Genomic DNA, 18,051 nt, shown 5'->3' with positions numbered 1-18,051 from the left:
GCGTGCTGGTGGGCTACCGCAAATCCAGCGGGCATCGCTACTTCGCCCAGTACGACATCGAAGGACCCCAAGGCCGCGTGCTGCGCTCCTGGTGCGCCGACACGCCGGTGCCCGGCGAGGACGACGACCGCTTCACCTACCTGCCCCATGAGCGTGTCACGCGCCACACGGACGGCCTGGGCCGCACCACCGCCTACCACTGGGATGCGCGCTTCAACATCGTTGCCACCGTCATCGCGGAAGGCACGCCCGAACAGATCATCGAGCAGACCCCCACCGATGCCACCGGCGCCTCCACAGGCCGCATAGACCCCCTGGGCCGCCGCACCATCCTGCGCCGCGATGCACGCGGCAACCTGGTCCAGATCATCGACGCCATGGGCCATGCCACCACGCTGGAATACAACCCGCTGGACCTAGTCACCACGCTGCGCGACGCCCTGGGCCATGAATGGCATCAGGAATACGACGGCCGCGGCCACCTTGTGCAGGCCACCGACCCGCTGGGCCGCACCACGCGCTACCGCCATGACGCCCGGGGCCGCACCGTGGAAGTCATTGACGCCAAGGGAGGCTCCAAGCACTTGGCCTGGGATGAGGCCGACCGCCTTGTGGCCTACACCGACTGCTCGGGCCAGACCACGCGCTTCGCCTACGACGCCCTGGGCCAGCCCGTGCTGCGCACCGATGCGCTGGGCCAGCAGACCCGCTACGAATACAACGATGCGGGCCAGCTGATACGCGCCATCGAGCCGTCCAGCCCCGCAGCCCCAGGCAGCCAGCCCGCCACCCCCACCCACCTCTACGCCTGGAACGGCGAAGGCCACCTGCTGGCCTACACCGACCCCATGGGCCAGAGCACCCGCTACACCTACGACGGCATGGGCCGCCCGCTCACCCGGATTGACGCCGCAGGCCGCAGCCTCACCTACCACTACGACCAAGCCGGCCGTCTCATCGCCCTGGACAACGAGAACCACGCCCGCACCCACTTCCGCTACGACCTGCGTGACCAGCTCACCGACGAAGTCGGCTTCGACGGCCGCTGGCAGCGCTACATCTACAACGCCGCCGGTGAACTGACCCACGTCATCGAGGCCGGTGGCAGCGACGCCGGGCCCGGCAAGGTCACCTGCTTCGAGCGCGATGCCCTGGGCCGTCTGCTGGCCAAGCGCGCCCTGGGCCACACCGGCCCCGTGGAAGAAACCACCTACCGCTACGACGCCCTGGGCCGCCTGACCCAGGCCGGCAACGCCGCCTCCCACCTGGCCTTTGCCTATGACCCCGTGGGCCAATTGCTCAGCGAGACCCAGACCCTGCAGGCTCTCGGCAATGCCACAGGCCAGGCCCGCCAGAAACTGCAGCGCAGCCTTTCGCACTGCTACGACGAACTGGGCAACCGCACCCACACCCGCATGCCTGATGGCCGCACCCTGCACTGGCTGTTCTATGGCTCGGGCCACCTGCACCAGATCAACACCTCTGCGGCGCAAGGCCCTGACCAGCCTCCGGCGGCGCACCAGGTCATCGCCGACATGGAACGCGACGCCCTGCACCGCGAAGTGCGCCGCAGCCAGGGCGCCCTGTCCAGCCGCTACGACTGGGATCCGGCCGGGCGCCTGCTGCGCCACCGCGCAGCGCTCCAAGGCAGCGGCCACGTGATCCGGCCCGGCAACTCCAACGCCACGCTGGAGCGTGGCTACGCCTACGACGCCGCAGGCCAGCTCATCGCCCGTGCCGACTCCCTGCGCGGCCGCCAGGACTTCCGCTACGACCCCACGGGCCGCATCCTCGCCAGCCTGCCCGCACAAGGCAGCCCGCTGGCCCGCGAACTGTTTGCCTTCGACCCCGCCGGCAACCTGCTGGACTCCCTACCCGGCAAAGACGGCCAGCTCGTGGACGCCACCCTGGGCGTCGTCGGCGACAACCGCCTGCGCTTCTATCAGGACCTGCACTTTGAATACGACGTGCACGGCAACGTCAAAAGGCGCACCCGAGGCAACCAGAAAGCCGGTACCCAGGAAGTACTGGACCTGACCTGGAACGCAGACCACCAGCTCATCGAATCGAACACCACGTGCCACGGAGTCACCCAGGCCACCCGCTACGCCTACGACCCCCTGGGCCGGCGTGTCGCCAAAAGCGATGCCTTCGGCAGCACCCACTACCTGTGGGATGGTGACCTCATGGTGCACAGCCAACGGGGCGCAAGGCAGGCGCTTTACATCTACGAGCCGGGAAGCTTTGTGCCGCTGGCCACCATCCAGGGAGCGGGCGAGGAACACAGCACCTACTGGTACCAATGCGACCAGATCGGCGCGCCGCTGGAGCTGACCGACGAACAAGGCCAGGTAGCCTGGGCGGCGGACTACAAGGTCTGGGGTGAGGCGGTCATGCGCACCGTGTTGCGGACCGGGACCGATGATCGGCCGATCAGCGCGCGGGCTTGGGGCTCCAAGCCCGTTGCACCGCCTCCACCACCGCCCATTGAGCAACCCTTCCGATTTCAGGGGCAGCAGTTTGATGAAGAGACGGGGCTGCATTACAACCGGTTTCGGTATTACGATCCGGTGGTTGGGCGGTTTGTTAGTCAGGATCCGATTGGATTAATAGGAGGAATCAATTTATATATATATGCTTCCACCCCTACGATATGGGCAGACATTCTTGGCCTAAGTTCTGTAAAACTTGGGAGAAGCCTTAGAAAAGCCGGGCGTCCTGCTCTACCTGACCAAAGTCCACATCATATTGTTCAAGAAAAATGCAATAAAAATGAACATGTAAAGAACTCGCGCGCAATATTAGCCAGGAACAACATTGGAATTGACGATGCGGCTAATGGCGCAAGATTATGGGGAACGAGACCATCTCAAATTGCAATGGCAAATCATCCAGGCCAGATTGCAAGCATTGGAGCCGGCACTTATCACGCCGGATCTCATGTACATAGTGATATGAATGATAAACTTATATACCAAATATTGAAAGGCGTGGAGAAGCGTGGTGGCAACGTTGAAGCGGCCCTAGAGGATATTGGAAGACGATTAGAGAGCGGAAGTTGGAAGGCAACTTTTGCTTGCTGCTGCTCATGAAGGAATAAATATGTTGATAGATAATCCAGAAATTAAGCAACGGCTAGAGATTTTGCTAAATAATTACCAAGACACAGCCGCCAGAATTCTAAAAAATGCAGAAATTAAAAACCTACCAATAGTCAATGAGTGGAAATACTCAAAGGGTGATTTATACAACCCCATTCCATATCGCAGTGAAATGGATGGATTCAGGACGCCAAGATCTTTGAACAAAAAATATGAATCACCTGAAGAGGCAAGTGAGAAAGGATATTTTGCAAGCGGATTCAGCAATGGTCAATTGAAAATCATCAGATCGCCGCGAGAGAATCAGTGTAACTTCGTCTCTATAAGTATATATGATGAAAATCTATTTTCCGAACTAAGTAACGTATATCACATTGATTTTTCAATAAATCCCCCTGGAAAAAATCTTCCTCGTTTAAATGGATATGGTCATATTTCAAAAAAAGACGATGACACGATATTAAATATAACAGTCGGCAGAGGAAAAAATTACTCAATAAATTCAATAGAATTGAAAGATGGTATCCCCATCAGAGAATTGGCCTATGCGTCTGGATGGGATAATGAGGTGGAATATCAATTTAACTACAAAAACAATGAACTAACCAATATAACCACTCTGGCAAAAGAAGGTGGATTTGCAATTGTTTGGAATAAAAATTAATTTACAATGACGCATCATTAATATATAATGAGATATTTTGAAGATCATTAGATCTGATTAAGTATTTCTAAACTTTATTTTACCAATAAATATCTTATTTATAGAAATTCATAGAATGAAATGTATTTTTAGCGATAGCCTATGAGCTATCACGCCCACAATAAGATTTGTAGTAGGTGATAAATCTTTGGGCAAGATATTTATTTTTCTTAGAAAAGAAAAATTCTAATTTTGCAAAATTATACGCGAATGCATTTTCTAAAAAATGCAACTTCTAATAATTCATAGCACACTCCAAAATATAATTATTCAAAAATGAGAGAATAATATAAAACTATTTTTTAAATCACCAGAACTCCGCCCGAGCCGACACCCTCCGCGGCCGCCAAGACTCCCGCTACGCCCCCCTGGACCGACGCGTCGCAAAGAGCGATGCCTTCGGCTGCACCCACTACCTGTGGGATGGCGACCTCATGGCGCACAGCCAGCGGGGTGCAAGACAGGCGCTCTATATCTAGGAGCTAGGCAGCTTTGTGCCGCTGGCCACCATTCAGGGCGCAGGCGAGGAACAGAGCACCTACTGGTACCAGTGCGACCAGATCGGCGCGCCGCTGGAGCCGACCGACGAGCAAGGCCAGGTAGCCTGGGCTGCGGACTACAAGGTCTGGGGTGAGGCTGTCTGCGCAGCGTGTTGCGAAACGGCACCGATGATCGGCCGGTCAGCGCGCGGGCGTGGGGTTCAAAGCGCGCAGCATCACCTCCGCCACCCCCATCGAACAGCCCTTCCGGTTTCAGGGGCAGCAGTTTGATTAGGAGACGGGGCTGCACTACAACCGGTTTCGGTACTACGATCCGGTGGTTGGGCGGTTTGTTAGTCAGGATCCGATTGGACTATTAGGTGAATCCAATCTCTTCCAATATGCATCCAACCCTGCTGACTGGATTGATCCTTTGGGGCTTTCTAATGGAAAATCTGGATGCCCTTGCGATTGCGAAATTAATCCTGTCACAGGAAAATCAAAAGGAACACTTCAAAAACTAGCGCAAAAAACTCGAGAAGCAGACAAGCATAAGCCAGCTATCAACCAAAGAACGATTGCAGTTGGCCAAGATGAATCTGGCAACCTTCTCGCAGGGAGTAGCAATGGATTTGATGCCGTACAAAGAGAGATGACTGATAAACTTGGTATCTGGCGTGTTCCAACATCAAAAGGATTGCATGCAGAAGAGAATTTGATGAAATGTGTCACTGGTTTGAAGTCTGTCGGAACGTCTAAGCGTGATCCTTGTGGACCATCTGAACATAATTGTGCCGGGCAACTAAATAGCTCTGGAATTGATGTTGACGATATTCATTAAGGAAAATTAAATGAATGAAAATAATTTTGAAATTTCCATTGATCACGCATTCAATGGAAATGGAGATGCCGCATTTCTAATAAAAATAACAAATCAATTTATTGAAATTAATGTTTATATCCCATCCTCTCAAGCTGAAGAGTTAAAGAAATTAAATCTAGATTCTACTGAATATATAAAATTAGGAGAATCCGCTAACAGCCCAGTTCATTGGAAAAAAGGAGATGACAGAGATCTTTATCTTTTGATCGGGGAAGATTGTGAATCTTGGGATATAGCATTGACTATTAGCACTGAACTAGTTACCGAAATTATCAATGGCATTGACGATCTTACATAAAACAGGTCTTTCAAAAAGTAAAGCCACCTAAGACACTTGTAGAAATCTACAGATCTCGACGGCCGCTGGCAGCGCTACATCTACAACGCCGCCGGTGAGCTCACCCACGTCATCGAGGCAGGCGGCAGCGACGCCGGGCCCGGCAAGGTCACCTGCTTCGAGCGCGACGCCCTGGGCCGTCTGCTGGCCAAGCGCGCCCTGGGCCACACCGGCCCCGTGGAAGAAACCACCTACCGCTACGACGCCCTGGGCCGCCTGACCCAGGCCGGCAACGCCGCCTCCCACCTGGCCTTTGCCTATGACCCCGTGGGCCAGTTGCTCAGCGAGACCCAGACCCTGCAGGCTCTCGGCAATGCCACAGGCCAGGCCCGCCAGAAACTGCAGCGCAGCCTTTCGCACGGCTACGACGAACTGGGCAACCGCACCCACACCCGCATGCCTGATGGCCGCACCCTGCACTGGCTGTTCTATGGCTCGGGCCACCTGCACCAGATCAACACCTCTGCGGCGCAAGGCCCTGACCAGCCTCCGGCGGCGCACCAGGTCATCGCCGACATGGAACGCGACGCCCTGCACCGCGAAGTGCGCCGCAGCCAGGGCGCCCTGTCCAGCCGCTACGACTGGGATCCGGCCGGGCGCCTGCTGCGCCACCGCGCAGCGCTCCAAGGCAGCGGCCACGTGATCCGGCCCGGCAACTCCAACGCCACGCTGGAGCGTGGCTACGCCTACGACGCCGCAGGCCAGCTCATCGCCCGTGCCGACTCCCTGCGCGGCCGCCAGGACTTCCGCTACGACCCCACGGGCCGCATCCTCGCCAGCCTGCCCGCACAAGGCAGCCCGCTGGCCCGCGAACTGTTTGCCTTCGACCCCGCCGGCAACCTGCTGGACTCCATGCCAGGCAAAGACGGCCAGCCCGTGGACACCACTCTTGGCGTAGTGGGCGACAACCGCCTGCGCTTCTACCAAGACCTGCACTTTGAATACGACGTGCACGGCAACGTCACAAAGCGCACCCGGGGCAACCAGAAAGCCGGTACCCAGGAAGTACTGGACCTGACCTGGAACGCAGACCACCAGCTCATCGAATCGAACACCACGCGCCACGGAGTCACCCAGGCCACCCGCTACGCCTACGACCCCCTGGGCCGGCGCGTCTCCAAGAGCGATGCCTTCGGCAGCACCCACTACCTGTGGGATGGTGACCTCATGGTGCACAGCCAGCGTGGAGGAAGACAGGCGCTCTATATCTACGAGCCAGGCAGCTTTGTACCGCTGGCCACCATCCAGGGAGCGGACGAGGAATACAGCACCTACTGGTACCAATGCGACCAGATCGGCAACCCGCTGGAGTTGACCGACGAACAAGGCCAGGTAGCCTGGGCGGCGGACTACAAGGTCTGGGGTGAGGCGGTCATGCGCAGCGTGTTGCGGACCGGCACCGATGATCGGCCTGTCAGTGCGCGGGCCTAGGGCTCCAAGCCCGTTGCACCGCCTCCACCACCACCCATTGAGCAACCCTTCCGGTTCCAGGGGCAGCAGTTTGATGAAGAGACGGGGCTGCATTACAACCGGTTTCGGTATTACGATCCTGTGGTTGGAGTATATGTTTCGCAAGATCCTATTAAGCTAGCGGGCGGTGTTAATTTTTATCGTTATGGAACGAACCCCGTAGTTTTTGCAGATCCTCTAGGCCTAGAGCCAGTAGCATTCAAGACCGCCGGTAAAACCCTATGCATAAATAATAAATTTCCAGCCAATTCTCCGGCAGCCAAAGAACTACAAGAGTTCACAGATCGCTGGAACAAGCAGATTAATGCAAACGGTGGATCTATGACACGTAGGATACTGACAGAACAAGAGGAAAGAGATTCTAGAAATTGGAAAAAACGGATGCGCTGTCAATGTCCTGGAAATACGGTTGCTGGACATGTTCCAGATGCAGCAGCAGGTGGCCCGGCCATTCCTCTTGATTGGATGGCTCAAATGAAAGAGACAAATTCATATGTAGGAGGCATTGTATCCAAAATACCTGGAGGTTATACATGCGATAGCGTGAAGCTTGTTGACAATTTAGGAGGCTGCTAATGCACAACACAACTTCTCTAATGGAAAAGTTATTCTTGAGAAATGCCAATGATCCTGAGCATGGCGATCAGGAGATTAGCGAAAAAGAGGATGATATACACGAAATCATGATGCTTGATTACAGCTTTAGAAAACTGTCTCCAATGCTGAAATTAAGGTTCGAATATGCAAGTGGCTGGAAAAATGCCAACCTTGATCAAGACTGGTTAAGTCTTAAAGAAATATCTGACATATACAATAATGATATAGCAAAAGAGTGGATAAGTTTAAGAAAAGAAAATTGGTCGGAAACTCCTCCAGAAAGTATCTCAGCTAGCCACTGCACACTTTTTGCTCTGAATCCTTACGAGCCAGAGGAGGCTTATTTGGTGTGGGTTGAAGGAAATATTGAACCGCAAGTTTGGAGATACTTCGGTGCAGACTATAAAATGTTCTTTAACTTAGAAAGATTTTTAGAATATCTAGTTGGAGAAAGAGAGAAAGACGACACTGGTCGATACTGAGATATTGCACCTCTGACCTGCTCTTGTACTCATACTTTGCCGGCCTGCCCGTCGAGGGCAGATCGTAGGCAGCCTGCTGGACACCTCAACAGCTCTGGACGGCCAACCCGTGGGCACTACCCTGGGCGCCGTCGGCGACAACCGCCTGCGCTTCTACCAAGACCTGCACTTTGAATACGACGTGCACGGCAACGTCACAAAGCGCACCCGGGGCAACCAGAAGGCCGGCACCCAGGAAGTACTGGACCTGACCTGGAACGCAGACCACCAGCTCATCGAATCAAACACCACGCGCCACGGAGTCACCCGGGCCACCCGCTACGCCTACGACCCCCTAGGTCGGCGCGTCTCCAAGCGATGCCTTCGGCAGCACCCTCTACCTGTGGGATGGCGACCTCATGGTGCACAGCCAGCGAGGTACAAGACAGGCGCTCTATATTTACGAGCCGGGGAGCGTTGTGCCACTGGCCACCATTCAGGGAGCGGGCGAAGAGCACAGCACCTACTGGTACCAGTGCGACCAGATCGGCGCGCCGCTCGAGCTGACTACAGTTGGATACATAACCCCTCCATTATGACAATCGATTACCCAAATATAAGCATTATTTTAAACAAATATTTATTTGGAGAAATATGTCTGAATGTTGAAACATCAGCAATGGTGCCAGAAAGCATAGAAGACCTGGCATCCACGGGATTTTCCAGAGAGGGAGATCCGCATGACCATGAATTATTCGATAAATATTATTCCATAGTTAATAGAAACCAGGGAATCAATTTCAAGATATACACGCTCAAAGGGAAAATATGGGGCAGCGGCCTTGATTTCCATGGATTCAGGTTATCCACCATCCTTAAGATGATTAATAAGCCAGCCAACATGAGATTGTTCCTTGACAGCAAAAACTCCGATGGCGCACTCATCATTAATGATCTATGCGTTTGTAGATTTTCATATCACAAGGAAAACCCTCTAGCTCTTACATTTGAAACCAATGCCGCAATAATCGATGATATGAAAAACAGAAAAATCTCCACCAAGGCTGTTGAAAATGACTTCGCTGAAATATCTGCAGTACTGGCGAGAAGGAGTAACAGGAAGCTTAGAAAAATAAAACAAATATTAGTAGCCACGGGCCATATATTGAAATAATGTCCACCAATGGTTCTACAATCTTTATTTAAGATCCAGACATGGCAGCTGCCCATTCATATGAATACAACCCAAAATTTTCATCCACTAAATCTGGAGACCGCAGAGAAATACATCCGCTTGCTGGCGACCGCATTCTTTCACCAAGATCTGAAAACCCTTGAAGCCCACTTCGGTATCAGCCCACTGCAAATGGATGAGGCTTTTGAAGCATTGGAAAATTATCTCGGCAAAGACGATTTCACCTCGCTTGCACCTCCTCCAATAGGTAGCCATATCGTTCTGGAAGAAGATGAAATTTGTGCCGACGATGAAAATTCCTCAATCAGGGTCTATCGATTGAATTACGGAGGCTGGGGCTACGAGATGGATGTTTTCAGGCAAGACAAGAGGTGCGATCTGACCATGCGTGGCGAACTGCCTGGAGATTTCGGCAAAAATCCGCACAGCATCAAATTTCATCTGTTTGAAGTCATGTGATTTTGTCCCGACCATGCGCACCATCCCTGAACTCGCCAGCCCCCAATCCTGGCAATCCACCCTGCCCTCCCGCCGCGAAGAGATTTGCCAAGCCATTCTGGAGGGGCTGCCGCGCGGCTTCGAGTTCGCCAAACCATTCTTCTCTACAGAGCCTGCTGAGGGCGCGGCATGGGAGGTTCCCTGCTTTTACGACGCGCAGCATGAGTCAACGCTGACCCTGGTCCTGGGCGGCGATTTCACCTACGGGGCAACGGCGCAGCGGCTGGCGACGTTGCGCGATTCGATTCCTGCGGAGGACTGGTCCTTGATTGCGCCGGTGGTCCATGCAGCGCAGGAGGGTCCCGTGCATGTGCCCGCATTTCTGATGGGCCGCTTTCCCACGTTCGAGTGGGTGATTGAAGAGCATGTGGAGCTGTGCGATGGGCTGGAGCGGCCTGATTTCTACAGCGAGGACGGGCCGTTTCCCGCCTATGTCACGCAAGAGGAAGCGCAACGCTTTTTGGCCGCCACAGGCTATCGCCTGCCTTGGGACCATGAGTGGGAGTACGTTGCGAAGGCGGGCGCGGAGCGGCTGTATGTGTGCGGGGACGCGGTTCCCCAGCGCGATCTGTCCGGTGATGTGTGCCTGACGCAGTTTGGCGATGGGCAGCTCAACCGCGCGGCCGCCAATCCCTGGGGAATGGCGGCGTTGGCGGTGGCCACGTTCACCCGGCTGCTGGCCAGTCCGCACGAGTGGCGCATCCGTGGCGGTGCGGCGGCGTTCTATCCGTTTCAGCATCCCATGCAGCAGGCCATGCTGCTGACGGAGCTTCAGCTGCCGCTGGCCAACATGCCCGGGCAGATGGCGGGTCTGCGTCTGTGCCTCGATGTGCCAGCCATATAAGGGCATATAGGGTCATATGGGGCCATATGGGGTAAATCCGTGCACAGCCGTTGTTGTGGCGCTCCTGGCACAGCAATGTTCTGATGGCGTCATTTTTCGGCTTTAGGATGGCGGGCCATGCGCAATCCCCACTCCCTTTGGACGGCAGCAGCCCTGGGCCTGGCAGCCTGTCTCGGCACCAGCCCGGCCCATGCAGCCCGGCCCATGATCACGGACGATGCCCGCATCGTCGATGCCAAGTCCTGCCAGCTGGAAAGCTGGGCCAAGTCCAAAAAGGACAGCACGGAATTCTGGGCGCAGCCGGCCTGCAATTTCACGGGCAATCTGGAGCTGACGCTGGGCGCGGCACGCACGCGCGAGGACGGCAGCAGCCGGACCACGGACGTGGTGATCCAGGGCAAGACCCTGTTCAAGGAACTGCAGCCCAATGGCTGGGGCTGGGGCCTGGCCGTGGGCAATGCCCGGCATCCGAATGACGAGGGCCAGGGCCGGGGAGATCTGTACGCCTATGTGCCCGTCACGTTCTCGCTGCGCGGTGACCGGCTGTTCTTCCACACCAACGTGGGCTGGCTGCGCACGGCGCAGACGCATCGCAACCTCATGACCTGGGGCCTGGCCACCGAGGCCCAATTGAGCCAGAGCACCTGGCTGATTGCCGAGACATTCGGCCAGAACCAGGGCAAGCCGTTCTACCAGATGGGCCTGCGCTACTGGCTGGTGCCTGGACATGTGCAGATCGATGCCACCTACGGCAATCGCGCAGGCAGCAGCACGCAGGAGCGGTGGTTTTCCATCGGCTTGCGGCTGCTGTCTTCGCCGTTCCTGCCCTGAGTCCTTTCCAGCTTGCGCCCTGCCCGCTGCTCACAGCGCGCCAAACCGCCTGAGCACCATGAAGGCCGCCATGGCCAGCACGCCCAGCATCAGAGAGAGCTGATTGGCGCAGGCCAGATTGCCATCCAGCACGTTGTTGTAGATGGCCAGTGACAGGGTTTCTGTCCGGCCGATGATGTTGCCGCCCAGCATGAGCGACAGGCCGACCTCGCCCAACGCACGGCCCCCCGACAGGATCAGGCCGGCCGCAATGCCGCGCCGGGCCAGCGGCAGCTCGATGCGCCAGAACACCGACCAGGGGCGGTGCCCCAGCATGGCCGCCGCCTCCAGCAGGCGTGGCGAAGTGCCTGCAAAGGCGGCCTGCGTGGGCTTGACCATGAGCGGCAACCCGGCAATGAAGGCCGCAATGACCAGGCCCGTTTGTGAAAACACGATGTCGGGCCGCAGCACATCGGGCAGCAGTTGGGTGAGCAGCCCTTGCCGGCCCAGCAGCACCAGCAGGCCATAGCCCAGCACGATGGGCGGAAACACCAGCGGCAGGCTGACCAGAGCATCGACCAGCTGGCGCCCCGCAAACCGGCGCCGCGCCAGCAGCCAGCCCATGCCTGCACCTACCAGCAATTGCAGCATCAGGCTCCAGGCAATGACATGCGCGGTCAGGGCCAGCGGCGCCTGGGCGCAAACGGAGTCGGTCATGGACTGTCAGCTGCCAGCAGGCAATGGGTGGCCCATCAAAGGCCGTGCCGCTCCAGCACCTGGCGAGCCTGCGGCGTGGCGATGAAGTCCAGCAGCGCCTGCAGTTGCGGCGATGAGGCGCGGCCCTTGAGCACGGCCAGGCTCAGTTCGATGGGCGGATGGCAGCTGGCCGCCACCGGCACGCTGGCGCCCACGCGGTCTTTCAGGGCCAGGGCCTCGGTCTTGTTGACAAAGCCTGCGTCCACCTCGCCGGTGGCCACATAGGCGCTGACCTGGGGCACCGTGGCCACTTCGACCAGGCGTTCGCCCAGCGTCTGCGCCAGGCCCAGGCGCTCCAGGCAGATGCGCGCCGCGTTGCCGTATACGGCCTTGCTGCGGTCGGCGATGGCAATGCGCTTGAATTCGGGCCTGGCCAGGTCCTGCACGCTTTCCAGGCGCTGGCCGCGCGAGGCCACCAGCACCAGCTGGCCCTGGCCCAGCGTGATGTAGCGCTCGGCCAGTTGCATGGGCTCGACAAAGGCGCGGTCGCCGATCAGCACGGCGATCTCGGGGTTCTGGCGGGCCTGGGTCTCGATCTGCTTCATGTTGCCAAAGCTGGCCTCGGCACGAATGCCCGTGGCCTGGCTGAAGGCCTGCAGCAGTTCCAGCACGGGCTTGCGGTAGCCGGCGCCAGCGGCCAGCAGCAGGCCTTCATCGGCATGGGCCAGGCTGGCCGAGCCAGCCAACAACAGCGCCAGGAGCGGCGCCAGGCCGCGGGACCGTATGCGTTTGAACATGGATTTCCTCCTCTAGAACGCGGCGTTGAAGCCCACGCCCCTCTCTTTACGAAATATTCAATCGTATACGACGAATCCCGCACCCACCCATGTGTTCCTACTGCAGCGCCCATAAAAAAGCCTCCATGCATGAGGCATGGAGGCCGGCAGGCATGGCTGCCTGCGTCTCGGGCCAAGGTGTCTGGCCGCAGCGCTTACTTGTTGGGCTTGGCCGCAGGGCCGGCAGCGATGGGCGCCACGCCTTCGGGCTTGACGTAGGTGACCGAGGTCACATAGTGCACGCCGTCGTATTTTTCTGCACCGTTCGGGCCGGTGCGCTCACCGCCGCTGCGCTCGTCGTGCGTGGCTTCGGCCACGTAGGTGCCCTTCCAGGGCATGTCGAACTGCACCAGGCCCTGCTCGTCGGCATGGGCTTCCTTGCTCCAGCCCGATTGCACGGTCAGAACCACCTTGGCCTTGGGCAAGGGCTGGCCCTTGTAGATGACCTTGAACTCGCCGGCCTTGCCCGAGGGCACCACATCCAGCGTGAGGCGCGGGGCCTGGGCGGCAAAGCCGGTGATCAAGCGCGCAGCCGGGTGGTACCAGTTGCGCAGTTCCTGCTCGCCCTTCTTGCTGGTGTATAGCGGGTAGCCGGCATCCTCGGCCACGATGCTGTCGCCCTGGCCGGCCTTGAAGGGCAGCGCAAAGCCGGTGCCGGTCTTGCGGCCATCGGCCGCCTTCTCTCCCTGGGCAGACACCAGGGTGGCCACGGGCTTGCCGAACTTGTCGAGCAGGCCCGGCGATGTCTCGCGCAGGTTGTCGCCGAATTCGCCAAAGCGGATCACGGCGGTTTCGCCAGCCGGCTGTTCCAGCCAGATCTGGTGGGCCTGGCTGGCGCCGCTGGCGGCCAGGAGTGCGGAGACAAGAATCCAGTGTTTCTTCATTGCAGCTTCCTCAAAGGACAAAAAAACAGCCATCGGCGCCATAACGGGCCGACGGCATGAACGTGCTTGGGGAGTGGGGTGCGGCCGCATGGCGCCGCATTGATTATTGAATGCGAATGGTTTGCATTCTATGCGCATTGCACACCGCCCTGGCGCAGTTCACCAGGTGGCTGCAATGGGGTCCGGCCCAGCGTTCAGGCGGCATCCTCGATGCGCACCGGCTCGCCCGTGAAGGCCAGCGCCTCGGCGGCCTGCTCCCAAGGGCTCCGGTCAGCCGCCCTGGCCGGGCGCAGCACAAAGCCCTCGCCTTCCGCGTGCGTGGTGCTGGCCGCGGGCGGCAGCGGCAGGCCCATGCGCTCATGCGCCTGGGCCACCAGGGTGCGGGCGTAGATTTCCGCAGCCATGCTGCGCAGGCGCGGCTTGTAGACCTTGCCCACGTTGGTGGTGGGCAGCGCATCGATGATGCGCACATAGCGCGGGCGCGCAGGCGCTTCGTCCACGCCGGCTGCGGCAAAGGCCAGCAGTTCGGCTTCATCGGCCTGGGCGCCGGGGTGGAGCGCGACAAAGGCCACAGGCACCTCGCCCGCATAGGCATCGGGCGCGCCCACGGCGGCGCAGGCCTTGACGGCGGGATGGCGCTCCAGCGCCTGCTCTATCACCTGCGGATCGATGTTGTGGCCGCTGCGGATGATCACGTCCTTGGAACGCCCGCGCAGCCGCAGCAGGCCATCGTCGCCGACCGAGCCCAGGTCGCCCGTGATCAGCCAGCCGTCATCGGTGAGGTAGCTGGACGGCTCGATGCCGCCCAGGTAGCCGGAAAACAGGTTGGGCGACTGGAACACCACCATGCCGGTTTCGCCGGGCGCCGCTTCCTGGTCCGATGGCCTGCCGTCCGGCCCCATGCGGCGCACGGCCAGGCGCGCAAACGGCAGGCGCAGGCCCACATGGCCCGCCGCCGCGTGCAGGCCGGGCGGCGTGATGGTGGAGATGCCCGTCATCTCGGTCATGCCCAGGCTCTCGTGCACATGGAAGCCGCTGTGCGCCTTGAAGCGCGCCGCCACCTCGGGCGACAGCGGCGCGGCGCCCGTGCGGAAATAGCGGATGGAGGACACATCGGCCCCCTGCAGCGGCACCTCCACCAGCGCGGCCAGCACCGTGGGCACGGCCGACATCAGCGTGGGCTTCCACTGTGCCGCCATGCGCCAGAAGCCGGCAATCACGGCCTTGTTGCGAAACAGCCCCGTGGTCGGAATGATGACGTGGGCTCCGGCCGAGAAGCAGGCCAGCGAGCCCGGCAGCACGCCCGCCACATGGAACAGCGGGTAGCCGTTGATGGTGCGGTCGGCCGTGTTCAGGCCCTGCATCTGCACGCTGGCCCAGGCGGTGTAGACCTGGGCGCCATGCGTCTGCACGGCGATCTTGGGCGCACCCGTGGTGCCCCCGGTATGAAAGTAGGCCGCCACGTCGCCGGCCTGGGGCTGGCGCCCGCTCACCAGCCGGTCGGCGGGCTGGGCGGCCAGGGCGGCATGCAGATCGCTGGCGGGCCAGCGCTGTCCATCTCCCTGGGAAACCCGGCCTTCATGCGAAACCCAGAGCACATGCGCCAGATCCGCATCCAGCGCCGTGACTTTCTCGCGGATGCCGGCATCGTCCTCGTCCGCCCAGGCAATCAGAAAGCGCGCGCCCGTGGTCCGCATCAGGACAGAGATCTTCTCGGCACTCAGCAGCGGATTGATGGGCTGCACGATGCCCGCCGCCTCGCCGCCCCACAGCGCAAAGTGGTACTCCATGCAGCCGGGCAGCAGGATGGCCACCGTGTCGCTGGCGCCCATGCCCAGCGCATGCAGGGCGTTGGCCGTCTGGTGGATCTTGCCCAGCAGTTCGGCATAGCTCAGGTGCCGGGCGTCATCCACGCTGCCGGCCTGGGGCAGAAAGCTCAGCGCCCTGCCCTGGCCGTGCTCACGCGCGGAGTTGCAAAAGAGGTCGTAGACCGTTTGCGCCGTGATCAGCCCGGCCCTGGGCTGGCTTTCGATGGCCTCCACATCGGCCAGGGAACGCACGGCCCGCAGGGGCCGGAACATGGATTGCGCAGGGATAGGACTCATGGCCATGGGCTCACTCCGCGCCCAGGCCGTTGGTGCGCACCACCTCGCCCCAGCGCGTGTAGTCGCTGCGGATCAGGCCCTCGGTGTCCTGGGGGTTGAGGTAGGCGGCCGTCACGCCGATCTTCTCAAAGCGGTCGCGCACCTCGTCGGTGGCCAGCAGCTGGCGAGAGGTGGCGCTGAGCTTGTCGATGATGGCGCGCGGCGTGTCTCTGGGTGCCACCAGGCCGCCCCAGGACGATGCCTCATAGCCGCCAAAGCCCTGCTCGGCCATGGTCTGCACGCCGTCCAGAGCCTTCACGCGCTGCGGCGTGCCCACCGCCAGCGCCTTCAGCCGGCCACTGCGGATATGGGGCAGCGCAGACACCATGTCCGCATAGATCACCGGCACCACGCCGCCCAGCGTGTCGTTCATGGCGGGCGCGCTACCCTTGTAGGCCACGTGCTGCATGGTGTGCAGCTTGGCGGATTTCATCAGTTCCATGCTCAGGTGGCCCGAGCTGCCCGCGCCGGAGCTGGTGTAGTCCAGCGTGGCGGGCTGCGCCTTGGCGTACTGGAACAGCGATTTGAGGTCCGTCACCTTGGGCAGCGACTGCGCATTGACCGCAATCACATTGGGCAGGTCGTAGATCTTGGTGACCGGGGCGAAATCCGTGGCCGGGTGGAACTTGACGTTCTTGAAGAAATGCGGCGCCATGATGGTGGGCGTGACCATCATCATCAGCGTATAGCCGTCAGGCGCTGCCGTACGGAACTGGCCTGCAGCCACCGCGCCCGATGCGCCGGGCTTGTTCTCTATCACCACGGGCTGGCCCAGCTGGCGCGCCAGCGCCTCGGCGTAGACGCGCGCTGCGCCATCGGTGGGCCCACCCGGCGGGAAGGGAACGACCAGGCGAATCGGCCTGTCGGGCCAGGCGCCGGTATCGGTATTGGCCTGCGCCGCGCCGCACAGCGATGCGAACGCAGCCACGCCGATGGCGCCCAGCGCCATGCCCTTGGCCAACGCCTGTCTTTTTGTGATGCCTGCCATCTTGTCTCCTTGAATGTTTATGTGTTCTGGCTGGCCCATTCTGCCCAGCGCACCCTCTTTGACAATGGCGGCGGCGGTTGACATCATGTCAAACAATATTGACACCCCCTTGGACTGCAGCGCATGGATCTCCTGGCATTCAACATCCTTGTCCAGATCATCGAACACGGAAACCTGAGCCAGGCGGCAAAGTTCTTGAACATGTCGCGGGCCAACGTGAGCTACCACCTGGCCCGGCTGGAGAAGTCCCTGGGCGCATCGCTGCTGCGCAGAACGCCCCAGGGCGTGGAGGCCACCGAGGTCGGACAGCGCATCTACCGCCATGCGCGCAACATCCTCAACGAGACCGAGCTGGTGCGCGAGCTGGCCCAAAGCAGCACGGACGACATCTCGGGAAAGATCGGGCTGAGCGTGCCCACCGGCTACGGCCATCTGGTCATGGCGCCGTGGCTGATCGAGTTCAAGCGCGCCCATCCGCAGGTGGTGCTGGACATCCGCCTGGAAAACTTCATAGACAACCTGCTCAAGGACAGCGTGGACATCGCGATCCGCGTCATGTCCGACCCGCCACCCATGCTGGTGGCGCGCGACATGGGGCCGGTGCGCTACAGCCTGTGCGCCTCCAGCGACTGGCTGCGCAGCCACCGCCTGCCGGAGACCCCGTCCGAGCTGTCGCGCACGCCGCTCATCACATCGGGCGGAGAAAGCGGCAAGGTGCGCCTGCAGATCGCGCGGAACGGCCAGCCGCTGGAGGAGCTGGACATCACGCCCACGCTGATGTCGCGCAGCTACCCTTTCCTGTGCGACTGCATCACCGGCGGCCTGGGCGTGGGGCTGGTGCCCGACTACATGGTGCGCCGCCAGGTGGAAGATGGCCGCGTCGTGCTGGCCATGCAGGACTACGAATTCAGCATCAACCAGGGCCGCATGTTCATGCTGTACATGCCCAACCGCTTCCAGTCCGGCGCCGCCCGGGCCTTGATCGACTTTCTGAGCGACAGGATGGGCCTTGCGCGCATCATCCGGCCGGGTGACTTGCCCGACACGGCGCAGGCCTTGCGACCGCCGGAATGACGCGGGAACAAAGTTTGTAGACGACTGGTCGGTTTTTGCGTTAGACTTCGA

General features: G+C 59.7%; 18 protein-coding genes and 1 pseudogene. 14 read left to right on the top strand and 5 right to left on the bottom strand.

Going from position 1 to position 18,051, the window contains the following annotated elements:
- The first annotated feature begins 2 nt into the window (after positions 1 to 2).
- The 13 genes and pseudogenes from DELCS14_RS14665 (at position 3) to DELCS14_RS14640 (ending at position 11,399) form a co-directional block, all read left to right on the top strand.
- Positions 3 to 3,092 carry an RHS repeat-associated core domain-containing protein gene (locus tag DELCS14_RS14665; RefSeq protein ID WP_049801402.1) on the top strand — a complete coding sequence of 1,030 codons (3,090 nt, stop codon included), beginning with the start codon at positions 3 to 5 and terminating at the stop codon, positions 3,090 to 3,092.
- Entirely contained in the window at positions 3,073 to 3,765 is a 693-nt protein-coding gene (locus DELCS14_RS30595; protein ID WP_157158274.1) for a hypothetical protein, read from the top strand. Before DELCS14_RS14665 ends, DELCS14_RS30595 begins: the two co-directional genes overlap by 20 nt.
- 533 nt (positions 3,766 to 4,298) lie before the next feature.
- Positions 4,299 to 4,574 (top strand): RHS domain-containing protein, encoded by a 276-nt coding sequence (locus tag DELCS14_RS31225; RefSeq protein ID WP_083829089.1) that lies wholly within the window; start codon positions 4,299 to 4,301, stop codon positions 4,572 to 4,574.
- Between the two features lie 46 nt (positions 4,575 to 4,620).
- Positions 4,621 to 5,124, top strand: coding sequence for an RHS repeat-associated core domain-containing protein (locus DELCS14_RS31220; protein WP_267234578.1), 504 nt, complete (start codon positions 4,621 to 4,623; stop codon positions 5,122 to 5,124).
- A 10-nt stretch (positions 5,125 to 5,134) separates the two neighbouring features.
- The gene (locus DELCS14_RS30310) at positions 5,135 to 5,464 is read left to right on the top strand and encodes a hypothetical protein (protein ID WP_085929070.1); all 330 of its coding nucleotides are present in this window, start codon (positions 5,135 to 5,137) and stop codon (positions 5,462 to 5,464) included.
- A gap of 78 nt (positions 5,465 to 5,542) precedes the next feature.
- On the top strand, positions 5,543 to 6,934 hold the full coding sequence (locus tag DELCS14_RS30305) for an RHS domain-containing protein (RefSeq protein WP_343299541.1): 1,392 nt from the start codon (positions 5,543 to 5,545) through the stop codon (positions 6,932 to 6,934).
- 36 nt (positions 6,935 to 6,970) lie between these two features.
- Positions 6,971 to 7,549 carry an RHS repeat-associated core domain-containing protein gene (locus DELCS14_RS31215; RefSeq protein WP_083829087.1) on the top strand — a complete coding sequence of 193 codons (579 nt, stop codon included), beginning with the start codon at positions 6,971 to 6,973 and terminating at the stop codon, positions 7,547 to 7,549.
- Complete coding sequence (locus DELCS14_RS30585; protein WP_013802339.1) at positions 7,549 to 8,052, top strand: hypothetical protein; 504 nt, start codon at positions 7,549 to 7,551, stop codon at positions 8,050 to 8,052. The genes DELCS14_RS31215 and DELCS14_RS30585 overlap by 1 nt, the downstream gene beginning before the upstream one ends.
- A gap of 109 nt (positions 8,053 to 8,161) precedes the next feature.
- Positions 8,162 to 8,365: pseudogene (locus DELCS14_RS31460) on the top strand (hypothetical protein); the annotation flags it as partial.
- Positions 8,366 to 8,626: 261 nt separating this feature from the next.
- On the top strand, positions 8,627 to 9,205 hold the full coding sequence (locus tag DELCS14_RS30575; protein WP_157158273.1) for a hypothetical protein: 579 nt from the start codon (positions 8,627 to 8,629) through the stop codon (positions 9,203 to 9,205).
- 60 nt (positions 9,206 to 9,265) lie between these two features.
- Positions 9,266 to 9,685 (top strand): hypothetical protein, encoded by a 420-nt coding sequence (locus tag DELCS14_RS14650; protein ID WP_157158272.1) that lies wholly within the window; start codon positions 9,266 to 9,268, stop codon positions 9,683 to 9,685.
- Positions 9,686 to 9,698: 13 nt separating this feature from the next.
- Positions 9,699 to 10,568 (top strand): hypothetical protein, encoded by an 870-nt coding sequence (locus DELCS14_RS14645; protein ID WP_013802336.1) that lies wholly within the window; start codon positions 9,699 to 9,701, stop codon positions 10,566 to 10,568.
- 117 nt (positions 10,569 to 10,685) lie between these two features.
- The gene (locus DELCS14_RS14640) at positions 10,686 to 11,399 is read left to right on the top strand and encodes a hypothetical protein (protein WP_013802335.1); all 714 of its coding nucleotides are present in this window, start codon (positions 10,686 to 10,688) and stop codon (positions 11,397 to 11,399) included.
- A gap of 30 nt (positions 11,400 to 11,429) precedes the next feature.
- Here the strand turns inward: DELCS14_RS14640 and DELCS14_RS14635 are convergent, their stop codons facing one another.
- The 5 genes from DELCS14_RS14635 to DELCS14_RS14615 form a co-directional block, all read right to left on the bottom strand.
- A complete protein-coding gene (locus DELCS14_RS14635; protein WP_013802334.1) occupies positions 11,430 to 12,095 on the bottom strand; it encodes an ABC transporter permease subunit in 666 nt (221 codons plus the stop codon).
- Positions 12,096 to 12,130: 35 nt separating this feature from the next.
- Positions 12,131 to 12,871, bottom strand: coding sequence for a molybdate ABC transporter substrate-binding protein (modA, locus tag DELCS14_RS14630; RefSeq protein WP_013802333.1), 741 nt, complete (start codon positions 12,869 to 12,871; stop codon positions 12,131 to 12,133).
- Positions 12,872 to 13,065: 194 nt separating this feature from the next.
- Positions 13,066 to 13,794 carry a DUF4198 domain-containing protein gene (locus DELCS14_RS14625; protein ID WP_013802332.1) on the bottom strand — a complete coding sequence of 243 codons (729 nt, stop codon included), beginning with the start codon at positions 13,792 to 13,794 and terminating at the stop codon, positions 13,066 to 13,068.
- Positions 13,795 to 13,988: 194 nt separating this feature from the next.
- A complete protein-coding gene (locus tag DELCS14_RS14620) occupies positions 13,989 to 15,905 on the bottom strand; it encodes an AMP-binding protein (RefSeq protein ID WP_013802331.1) in 1,917 nt (638 codons plus the stop codon).
- A 4-nt stretch (positions 15,906 to 15,909) separates the two neighbouring features.
- Entirely contained in the window at positions 15,910 to 16,926 is a 1,017-nt protein-coding gene (locus tag DELCS14_RS14615; protein WP_013802330.1) for a tripartite tricarboxylate transporter substrate binding protein, read from the bottom strand.
- 123 nt (positions 16,927 to 17,049) lie between these two features.
- Here DELCS14_RS14615 and DELCS14_RS14610 point away from each other — a divergent pair, with 123 nt between their 5' ends.
- Positions 17,050 to 18,000, top strand: coding sequence for a LysR family transcriptional regulator (locus DELCS14_RS14610; protein WP_013802329.1), 951 nt, complete (start codon positions 17,050 to 17,052; stop codon positions 17,998 to 18,000).
- The last annotated feature ends 51 nt before the right edge of the window (positions 18,001 to 18,051 follow it).

Origin of the sequence: Delftia sp. Cs1-4, from assembly GCF_000214395.1 — a bacterium.
GTDB lineage: Bacteria > Pseudomonadota > Gammaproteobacteria > Burkholderiales > Burkholderiaceae_C > Comamonas > Comamonas acidovorans.
This window is presented reverse-complemented; position numbering and strand designations above follow the sequence as displayed.